At 71.9% G+C, this 9,911-nt stretch carries 10 protein-coding genes; 8 read left to right on the plus strand and 2 right to left on the minus strand.

All coding sequences use genetic code 11. From position 1 onward, the window contains the following. The first annotated feature begins 103 nt into the window (after positions 1–103). Entirely contained in the window at positions 104–1,246 is a 1,143-nt protein-coding gene (locus ACFYPM_RS31690) for an LLM class flavin-dependent oxidoreductase (RefSeq protein ID WP_387204931.1), read from the plus strand. Beyond that, positions 1,243–1,878: an FMN reductase gene (locus ACFYPM_RS31695; protein ID WP_387204934.1), complete on the plus strand. Its 636-nt coding sequence runs from the start codon at positions 1,243–1,245 to the stop codon at positions 1,876–1,878. The genes ACFYPM_RS31690 and ACFYPM_RS31695 overlap by 4 nt, the downstream gene beginning before the upstream one ends. Here ACFYPM_RS31695 and ACFYPM_RS31700 read toward each other — a convergent pair. Continuing rightward, positions 1,871–2,743 carry a universal stress protein gene (locus ACFYPM_RS31700; protein ID WP_387204936.1) on the minus strand — a complete coding sequence of 291 codons (873 nt, stop codon included), beginning with the start codon at positions 2,741–2,743 and terminating at the stop codon, positions 1,871–1,873. The genes ACFYPM_RS31695 and ACFYPM_RS31700 overlap by 8 nt on opposite strands. A gap of 124 nt (positions 2,744–2,867) precedes the next feature. On the opposite strand from ACFYPM_RS31700, the gene ACFYPM_RS31705 reads away from it, so the two are divergent. From ACFYPM_RS31705 to ACFYPM_RS31725, 5 genes are all read left to right on the plus strand, one after another. After that, positions 2,868–3,371 carry an ArsR/SmtB family transcription factor gene (locus ACFYPM_RS31705; protein WP_387204939.1) on the plus strand — a complete coding sequence of 168 codons (504 nt, stop codon included), beginning with the start codon at positions 2,868–2,870 and terminating at the stop codon, positions 3,369–3,371. Between the two features lie 45 nt (positions 3,372–3,416). Beyond that, positions 3,417–4,892, plus strand: a complete 1,476-nt coding sequence (locus ACFYPM_RS31710; protein ID WP_387204942.1) for a serine hydrolase domain-containing protein — start codon at positions 3,417–3,419, stop codon at positions 4,890–4,892. A 38-nt stretch (positions 4,893–4,930) separates the two neighbouring features. Next, entirely contained in the window at positions 4,931–5,431 is a 501-nt protein-coding gene (locus ACFYPM_RS31715) for a GNAT family N-acetyltransferase (RefSeq protein ID WP_387204945.1), read from the plus strand. Positions 5,432–5,440: 9 nt separating this feature from the next. Next, positions 5,441–6,082 (plus strand): hypothetical protein, encoded by a 642-nt coding sequence (locus ACFYPM_RS31720; protein ID WP_387204947.1) that lies wholly within the window; start codon positions 5,441–5,443, stop codon positions 6,080–6,082. Positions 6,083–6,236: 154 nt separating this feature from the next. Beyond that, positions 6,237–7,574 (plus strand): hemolysin family protein, encoded by a 1,338-nt coding sequence (locus ACFYPM_RS31725; RefSeq protein WP_387204950.1) that lies wholly within the window; start codon positions 6,237–6,239, stop codon positions 7,572–7,574. Between the two features lie 19 nt (positions 7,575–7,593). Here ACFYPM_RS31725 and ACFYPM_RS31730 read toward each other — a convergent pair whose 3' ends face one another. Further along, positions 7,594–7,977, minus strand: coding sequence for a PaaI family thioesterase (locus ACFYPM_RS31730; RefSeq protein WP_357254945.1), 384 nt, complete (start codon positions 7,975–7,977; stop codon positions 7,594–7,596). Positions 7,978–8,083: 106 nt separating this feature from the next. On the opposite strand from ACFYPM_RS31730, the gene tyrS reads away from it, so the two are divergent. Next, on the plus strand, positions 8,084–9,376 hold the full coding sequence (gene tyrS, locus ACFYPM_RS31735) for a tyrosine--tRNA ligase (RefSeq protein ID WP_387204957.1): 1,293 nt from the start codon (positions 8,084–8,086) through the stop codon (positions 9,374–9,376). The last annotated feature ends 535 nt before the right edge of the window (positions 9,377–9,911 follow it).

The raw sequence follows: 9,911 nt of genomic DNA on the forward strand, positions 1-9,911 counted from the left end.
CACCGCGAGATGGGCCGGTCACGGAATAGTTGCGTCGTCAAATAAGTTGTGAGCTGCGTCCGGGTACCACGACGGCACCCGGTTGACACGCGAGGAGCTGGTCATGCAGTTCGGAGTCTTCACCGTCGGTGACGTCACGGTCGACCCGACCACCGGTCGGGAGCCGACCGAGCATGAGCGGATCAAGGCCATGGTCGCCATCGCGCTCAAGGCCGAAGAGGTTGGTCTGGACGTCTTCGCCGCGGGCGAGCACCACAACCCGCCGTTCGTGCCCTCGTCACCGACCACCATGCTCGGCCACATCGCGGCGCGCACCGAGCGGCTGCTGCTGTCCACCGCCACCACGCTGATCACCACCAATGACCCGGTGAAGATCGCCGAGGACTACGCGATGCTCCAGCACCTGTCCGACGGCCGGGTGGACCTGATGATGGGCCGCGGCAACACCGGCCCGGTCTACCCGTGGTTCGGCAAGGACATCCGCGCCGGCATCCCCCTCGCGATCGAGAACTACGACCTGCTGCACCGGCTGTGGCGCGAGGACGTGGTCGACTGGAAGGGCAAGTACCGCACCCCGTTGCAGTCGTTCACCTCGACGCCGCGCCCGCTCGACGGCGTGCCCCCGTTCGTCTGGCACGGCTCGATCCGCAGCCCGGAGATCGCCGAGCAGGCCGCGTACTACGGCGACGGCTTCTTCGCCAACCACATCTTCTGGCCCAGGGAGCACACCCAGCGGATGGTCGCGCTCTACCGCCAGCGGTACGCGCACTACGGCCACGGCAGCGCCGACCAGGCCATCGTCGGCCTCGGTGGCCAGGTGTTCATGCGCCGCAACTCGCAGGACGCGGTCCGCGAGTTCCGGCCGTACTTCGACAACGCCCCGGTCTACGGGCACGGGCCGTCGATGGAGGAGTTCACCCGGGAGACGCCGCTGACCGTGGGCAGCCCGCAGCAGGTCATCGACCGCACGTTGGGCTTCCGGGAGTACGTCGGTGACTACCAGCGGCAGCTGTTCCTGGTGGACCACGCGGGGTTGCCGCTGAAGACCGTGCTGGAGCAGCTCGACCTGCTGGGTGAGGAGGTGGTGCCGGTGCTGCGCAAGGAGTTCGAGGCGCTGCGTCCCGCGCACGTGCCGGCGGCGCCGACGCATGCCTCGCTGGTCGCCGCCGCGGGCGGCGGCAGGGACAGCACCGTGCACGCCGTCGACGACGTGACGGGCAAGGCACCGGAGGGGGCGACCCGATGACCCGCCGCACCCTGGCCGTGGTCTCGGCGGGGCTGAGTCAGCCCTCGTCGACCCGGCTGCTCGCCGACCAGCTCGCCGCGGCCACCCGCGATGAGTTGGTCCGGCGCGGCTCCGAGGTGGAGCTGCACGTCATCGACCTGCGGGAGTACGCCCACGACGTGGTCAACAACATGCTCACCGGGTTCCCGCCGACCGCGCTGCGCGACGTCATCGACTCGGTCACCGGGGCGGACGGGCTCATCGCCGTCACCCCGATCTTCAGCGCCTCGTACAACGGGTTGTTCAAGTCGTTCTTCGACGTGTTGGATTCCGAGTCGCTTGTCGACCGGCCGGTGCTGATCGGCGCCACCGGCGGCACCGCCCGGCACTCCCTGGCTCTGGAGCACGCCGTCCGCCCGATGTTCGCCTACCTCCGGTCGGTGGTCGTCCCGACCGCGGTCTTCGCCGCACCGGAGGACTGGTCCGACGGCACCGCGGACGGCGCTCTGCGCGGTCGGATCCGGCGCGCCGCCGGTGAACTGGCCGACCAGATCGAGCGCCGTCCGCCGACCAGCGGCCCCGCCGACCCGTTCGCCCTCACCACCGACTTCCTGCAGATGCTCGGCCGATCCGACGACGCGCCGGTCAGCTGACCGGGTGGGCGACCAGCACCGGGCAGTGCGCGTGCTGGATCACCGCCTGACTGACCGACCCGAGCAACAGACCGGCGAATCCGGCCCGGCCCCGGGTGCCCACGACCAGCAGCGACGCCGTGGCGCTGGCCTCGATGAGCGCCTGGGCCGGGCCGGCCGCCCGGACCGGATGCTCCCGCACCACCAGGTCGGGGTGCGCGGCGCGTACCGCGGCGGACGCGTCGGCCAGTAGCCGCACCGCCTCGGCCTGGTACGCGGCCTGCGACTCCTCGATCGCCTCCGGCGCCGCCCGGTCCCCGGCCGCCGGGCCGACGTGCACCAGCACCAGCGGCACCTCCCGCCGCGCTGCCTCGTCGGCGCCGCAGCCCGTCGCCAGCCGGGACGACTCGGAGCCGTCGATCCCGACCAGCACCGGCCCGTCCACCGGGATCGGCTGCTCGTCCGGGCGGACCACCAGCACCGGGCAGTGCGCGTGCGCGGCCACCTGCGTGCCGACCGAGCCGAGCAGCAGCCCGGCGAACCCGCCCAGCCCTCGACTGCCCACCACGACCAACTCGGCCTGGCGGGACTCCTCGATCAGCGTGATGCCGGGGCCGCCGGCGATCTGGCGCACCTCGGTGACCAGACCGGGCCAGCGGTCGGTCAGGTCGGCCGCCGTGGTCTCCAACATCCGCTGCGCCTCCTCGGACGGCACCGGCATCCCGATGTCGTACGGGTTGAGCGGGATGCCGTAGCCGAATGGGTGCAGGTAGCCGTGCAGCAGAAGCAGCGGCCGGGACCGGAGCAGTGCGGCGCGGGCCGCGTGCTCGGCGGCGACCAGGCTGGACGGCGATCCGTCCACGCCCACCACGACGGGTCGGTTCAACGGCGCTCCCTGGGTCGGTCGGTTGCCCTTCATCTTGCTGCCTCGGTGGCGGTGCGCCCGCGACGGATCGCCGACGCCGGAGACAGAGTTTGCTCGAAAGTACGTTAGTACGTATTATTTGCACATGAGCACAGTGGAAGAGCGGCTGGCCGCCCTGGAAGCGCAGGTCAGCGCCCTGAGCGAGCGGCAGACACCGGCACCGACGGCACCGGCCGCGTCCGAGGGGACCTTCTGGGCCCTCGACGGCCTCAAGCAGCGCCTGCCGCCCGACGGCACCGGCGCGGTCCTCTACACCGGCACCGTCCGCGTCGCCGGCCAGCACTACGACTGGCAGTACGGCCGCACCGTCGACGACGTGCTCGCCGCCGACTGGACCGAGCTGGCCGCCACGCTCTCCGCGTTGGCCCACCCGGTGCGGCTGCGGCTGCTGCGCGAGATCCTCGACGGTCGCCAGAGCACCAGTGACCTGGCCGAGATCGAGGAACTGGGCACGACCGGCCAGCTCCACCACCACCTGCGCCAGATCACCGCCGCCGGTTGGCTGCGCAGCGTCGGCCGAGGGCGGTGGGCCGTCCCCGCCGAGCGCGTGGTGCCGCTGCTCACCATCCTCACCGCCGCCGGCCGCTGAACCGCCCCCACAGCACCGACCGCCAGCACAGCAGGGAGAAGCACCATGCGCAGGACGACCGCGATCACCATCGCCGTGGCGCTGATCGCCGGCCTCGCCGGGATCGCGCTGATGCCGCGGGTGGCCCGCCTCGGCGCGCAGGCCACCGGGGACGCCGATCTGATCGCCGCCGCACGGGCCGCCGTGCACGACCCGTCGGGGCACCGCGGCCTGGCCGTCGCCCTGGTCGAGAACGGTCGGATCCGCACCGCCGGCCTGGGCGACCGGGACCCGACCGGCCGGCCCGTCGAGCCCGGCACCCCGTTCGAGATCGGCTCGGTCACCAAGGTGCTCACCGGCATGCTCCTGGCCGACCAGGCCGCCGCCGGGGTCGTCCACCCCGACGACCCTCTCGGCACCACCTGGCCCACCGTCACCGGCCCCGCGCGCGACGTCACCCTGGCCGAGTTGGCCAGCCACCGCGCCGGCCTGCCCCGGCTCGCGCCCGGCGGCATCCTGGGCTGGGCTCGCATCCTCTGGTCGAACGTCTCCGGCGGCAACCCGTACGCCGGGCAGGACATCGACGCCATCCGTGGCGCCGCCGACCGGGTCACCCCGGACGACGACGAGCGCGGCGAGGTGCACTACTCCAACCTGGGGCCGTCCGTGCTCGGCCACGCGCTCGCGGCGAGGGCCGGCGTCGCGTACGCCGATCTGCTGCGGACCCGGCTGCTCCAGCCGCTCGGCATGGACGCCACGGTGATCGCCACCCACGCCGACGACCTGCCGGCCGGCCGCGCCCACGGCGGCCGGGCCGCCGGCCGGCCGATCGACACCTGGTCGGGAATGGGGTATGCCCCGGCCGGCATCGGCGCCTGGTCCACCGCCGAAGACCTGGGCCGACTGGCCGCCGCGACCCTCGCCGGCACCGCGCCCGGCACCGACGCCGCCACCGCCCGCTTCCGCAGGGACGCGGACACCCACGTCGGGTACGGCTGGTTCACCACCCGACACGGTGACCACGAGGTGGTCTGGCACAACGGCGCGACCGGCGGATTCGGGTCCTACGTCGGCCTCGAACGGGCCACCGGCCGGTCGGTGGTGGTGCTCGGCAACACCGACCGGGCCGTCGAGTCGATCGGGCTGCGGCTCCTCGGTGTGCCGGAGCAGGAGGCGTGGCAGGCGGCTGCGGCGACGTCCGTCTGGATCGGCGCCGGCCTCGCGGTGGCGTTCACCTTCTTCGGCGGCCTGTCCCTGCTCGGCACCGCGCGCCGCCGCGAGTTGGACCGGGTGACCCTGGTGGCGGCGGTGGTGTGGGCGTTCGCCTATCTCGGGTTGGCGCACCGCATGGGTGACTGGTCGGTGGTGCCGGTCTGGCTCTGGCCGCTCGGCGCCGGCCTGTCCGCGGCGGGGGCCGCACTGGCCGTGACCCGATGGTCCGCCCTGCCGGTGGTCGACGCGCGGGTGCCGTGGCGTCGCCTGCTGTCGGTGGGCAGCTCCCTGCTCGCCGCCGTGCTGGCGGTCGCCGCCGTGAGCGACTGAGCGGGCGGCGCGGGCTCGCCGTTGCGTACCCTCGTCCGATGACCTCTGATCTGCGGTTGCGCCCGGTCCTGGAGGACGACCTCGTCGAGTTCTTCCTGTTTCAGCAGGACCCGGAGGCCAACCGGATGGCGGCCTTCGTCGCCAAGGACCCGTCCGACCGTCGGGAGTTCGCCCAGCACTGGGCCCGGGTGCTCACCAACCCGGCGAACCGGGTCCGCACCATCGAGGTCGACGGCGAGGTGGTGGGCTACGTGAGCGCCTTCCCCGCCGAGGGCAGGACCGAGGTCAGCTACTGGATCGACCCGGCACGCTGGGGACGGGGGCACGCCACCGCGGCCCTGACCGCGCTGCTGCGCGAGGTGCCCCGACCGGTGCACGCCCGCGCCGTCAAGGACAACACCGCGTCCCTCGCGGTCCTGCGCAAGTGCGGCTTCGTGGTGGTCGGCGAGGACTCGGGGTACGCCAACGGCCGCGGCGAAGACGTCGAGGAGTGGCTGTTGGAGCTGCCCGCCGACGCCCCTGACCTGGGCGGGCACTAGTCTCGCGGGGTGAACTGGTTGGATCTCATCGGCTGGGCCGGCTCCGCGGTGCTGGTCTGGTCCCTGTTGCAGTCGCGCGTCCTGCGGCTGCGCGCGCTCAACCTCGTCGGCAGCGTCGTGCTGATCGGCTACAACGCCGCGCTCGAGGTCTGGCCCATGGTCGGGCTCAACGTCGTGCTCGCGGCCATCAACATCTGGTACCTGCGCGGAATGCTCGCCACCCGCCACGACGAGCAGACCTACCAGGTGGTGGAGGTCGGCGTCGACGACCAGTTCCTCGCGCACACGCTGCGGGTGCACGCCGCCGACATCGCCCGGTTCAACCCCGACTTGCACTGGGACCCGGACGCGTCGGGACGATCCGCCTTCCTGGTGGTCACCGCCGACGAGGTGGTGGGCGTGGTGCTGTCGCACGCCGAGGCGCACGGCGTCGCCCAGATCGACCTGGACTACGTGACCCCCAGGTTCCGTGACTTCACCCCGGGCGAGTTCGTCTACCGACGCAGCCACCTGTTCACCGAACGGGGCTTCCGTCGGGTGGTCAGCCCGCCCCGGATGGTCGCCCCGTACTACCACCGGCTCGGCTTCCGCCCGGACGGCGACTCGTACGTCCTCGACCTGCCGGCGACCCCGGCCGCCGATCCGGCGTAGCGTCACCCGCGCCCGATCGGCGTAGCCTCCTCAGCGGGGCAGGATTCGGCGGGCACCGGACGGGGCAAACACACGCCTACGCCGGGCGGGCTCGCCGACCGGCGGGCACCGCGCGTACCAGCCGGTGCCACCACCACGAGGGAGCGAACCGGGCGTGCAGAGCTACGGGAGCCAACTGGCCCTGGTCGGAGTCCTGGTCGTGATCAACGCGCTCTTCGCCGGCAGCGAGATGGCGCTGGTGTCACTGCGGGACAGTCAGATCCAACGCCTGGAGCGCACCAGCCGCGCCGGGCGGGTGCTGGCCCGCCTCGCCAAGGACCCGAACCGCTTCCTGGCCACCATCCAGATCGGCATCACCCTCGCCGGCTTCCTGGCCTCCGCCGCCGCGGCGGTCTCGCTGGCCAAGCCGCTCGTCCCGCTGCTCGGAATGTTCGGCAGCGCCGCCGAGACAGTGGCCATCGTGGTGGTCACCCTCGCGCTGACCTTCGTCACCCTGGTCTTCGGCGAGCTGGCCCCCAAGCGGATCGCCATGCAGTCCGCCGAGCGGTGGGCACTGCTGGTGGCCCGCCCCCTCGATCTGCTCGCCAGCCTCACCCGGCCGGCCGTCTGGGCGCTCGGCGCCACCAGCGACGTGGTCGTGCGCCTGGTCGGGCTCAACCCGAAACACCAGCCGGAGGAGATCGGCCCGGACGAGCTGCGCGACATCGTCGCCGGCAACCACGGCTTCACCAAGGAACAACGCACCATCATCGCCGGCGCGGTGGAGATCGCCGACCGGCGGTTGCGGGCTGTCCTCGTACCCCGGTTGCAGGTCTTCACGCTCGACAGCGGGACCACCGCGGAGGCCGCGCGGCTCGTGCTGGCCGCCACCGGGCACTCCCGCGCGCCGGTCGTGCGCCACGGCGGCCTGGACGACACGGCCGGCGTGATCCACCTGCGCGACCTGGTGGGGGTGCCCGACGACCGCCCGGTCGACGAGATCGCCCGCCCCCCGATGCTGCTGCCCGACTCGCTGCCGGTGGTGGACGCGCTGCGCCAGTTCAAGGCCGAGCGCCAGCACATCGCGCTCGTGGTGGACGAGCGCGGCGCGGTTGACGGCATCGTCACGCTGGAGGACATCCTGGAGGAGATCGTCGGCGAGATCTACGACGAGACCGACCGGGACGTGCGCTCGGTGCGGCGTGACCCGGACGGCGCGCTGCTGCTGCCCGGCACCTTCCCGGTGCACGACCTCACGGACATCGGCGTCGAGCTGCCGTCGCGCCCGGACGGCGACTACACCACGGTCGCCGGGCTGGTGCTGGCCCGCCTCGGGCACATTCCCACCGTCGCCGGCGAGGACGTCACCCTGGACGGCTGGGTGCTGGTGGTGGCCGGCGTCGACCGCCGGGCGATCACCGAGGTACGGGTCAGCCGGGTGCCCGATGACACCGACACCGACACCGACGTCGACCCGGCGGCGGAGCCGGTGCTGGACGAGGCCCGCAGCTGAACCGTCCGGGTGCCGCCGCTCAGTCGCGCGAGAGGTTCTGGAGTCGGACCTGACCGCGGGCGACCAGCCGCTCGTCGGCATCGGTGATCTCCACCTGCCAGAGCTGCTGGCTGCGACCGCGGTGCACGGGGGTGCCGACCGCGGTCAGCTTCCCGTCCCGGACGGCCCGCAGGAAGTCGGTCTGGTTCGACACGCCGACCACCGTGCCCCGGTCGGCCAGCCAGAGGGAGCCACCAACACTGGCCGCGGTCTCCACCACCGAGCAGTACACCCCGCCGTGCTGGATGCCGAACGGCTGGTGCAGCTCCGGTCGGACCTGCCAGCTGATGACCACCCGGTCGGCGGACGCCTCCTCGAACGTCAGGCCGAGCAGGGCGACGAAACCACCCGTCAGATCCGGCATCTCCACGGCAAATTCCTCCTCGATCAACGGGGCGCAAGCCTAACCGGGGCGGGTTGCGGCAAACCCGGTACGGGTCGGTGCCGGCGATGGGGGAGAATCGGTGACCGTGACCGACAGCAGCCCCCCGCCCTCCGGGCGGGACTCCCTGACCGACGACCTGCTCTGGCGTGGCCTCATCCAGGACTCGACAGGCCTCGACGAGCTGCGTGAGCTGCTCGACGGGGGGACGGCCGCCACCTATTACGTGGGCTTCGACCCCACCGCCCCGAGCCTGCATGTCGGCAACCTCATGCAGGTCCTCATGGCCCGCCGGCTGCAACTCGCCGGCCACCGCCCGTTGCTGCTGGTCGGCGGGGCCACCGGGCAGATCGGTGACCCGAAGGAGAGCGCCGAGCGGACGCTCAACCCGCCCGAGGTGATCGCCGGCTGGGTCGAGCGCATCCGCGAACAGCTCGCGCCGTTCGTGTCGTACGCGGGGGACAACGCGGCGGAATTGGTCAACAACCTGGACTGGACCGGCGAGATGTCGATCGTCGAGTTCCTGCGCGACGTGGGCAAGCACTTCCCGGTCAACAAGATGCTCGCGCGGGAGGTGGTGCGGGCCCGACTCGAGACGGGCATCAGCTTCACCGAGTTCAGCTACCAGCTGCTGCAGGGCAACGACTTCTTCGAGCTGCACCGCCGGCACGGCTGTCAGCTCCAGTTCGGTGGCTCCGACCAGTGGGGCAACATCACCGCCGGCGTCGACTACGTCCGCCGGCGGGGCGCCGGGCCGGTGCAGGCGTTCACCACGCCGCTGGTCACCAAGTCCGACGGTACGAAGTTCGGCAAGAGCGAGGGGGGCGCCGTCTGGCTCGACCCCACGATGACCAGCCCGTACGCGTTCTACCAGTTCTGGCTCAACGTCGAGGACCGAGAGGTCGACCGCTACCTGCGCTACTTCAGCTTCCGGACGCGTGACGAGTTGGAGGAGCTGGCGAAGGCGACAGCCGAACGGCCGGCGGCGCGCCTGGCGCAGCGGGCGCTCGCCGAGGAGCTGACCACCCTGGTGCACGGCGCCGAGGAGACCCGACAGGCGGTCGCCGCCAGTCAGGCACTCTTCGGCCGCGGGTCGCTCGACGACCTGGCCCCGGAGACGCTGCGTGCGGCGTTGACCGAGGCCGGCCTGGTGCGTCTCTCCGGCGAGTTGCCGGATGTCGCCGGGCTGTTGCGGGACTCCGGGCTCGTCAGTGGGCTCAAGGAGGCCCGTCGGGTGATCGCCGAGGGTGGCGCCTACGTCAACAACAACCGGGTGACCGAGGTGGACGCCGGGGTGTCGGCGACCGACCTGCTGCACGGGCGATACCTGGTGCTGCGTCGCGGCAAGCGCTCGTTCGCGGGCGTTGAGCTGGGCGAATAGTCGACTGTCGACGATGTGACCGGGGACGCGTCCGGCGGATTTGACGATCATCCCGCCGGACGCGTAACTTTCTCTCTGCCAGCGCGGAACGGACGAAACAGGCGAAAGCCTGAGACGGCCGGAGCGCAGGACAAACGGCCTCGGGCCGGCGGGCCTGCCCACCGGATCCCGGACCGGGAGGTGCCGCCAGAAACGCCGCGAGGCGGATTTGGTGCGGCGAAACCGACCGGGTATGGTTACCAACCGGCAGGGCACCGGGCGAGCTTGCGGGAGACCGCAGCGGCCGGCCTGCCGAATCCGTGACGAGAGCGGCGCGAGCCGGTCGAGACATGGTGCCCGCATTACCGAATGAAGCACGACGAACCGCGAAACACCGGTTTGACACGGCGGAAAAGGGCGGGTAACGTAGTAAAAGTGCCTGGTGCTGGAAAGCGCTAAGTGACACGGTACGGAAAGCCCCGGTTGGGGTTCCACTGAGGTGGGGCTTCTGGTCGGTGTGTGGTTGTTCTTTGAGAACTCAACAGGGTGCTTGTAA

Source organism: Micromonospora sp. NPDC005203, assembly GCF_042872705.1.
GTDB lineage: Bacteria > Actinomycetota > Actinomycetes > Mycobacteriales > Micromonosporaceae > Micromonospora.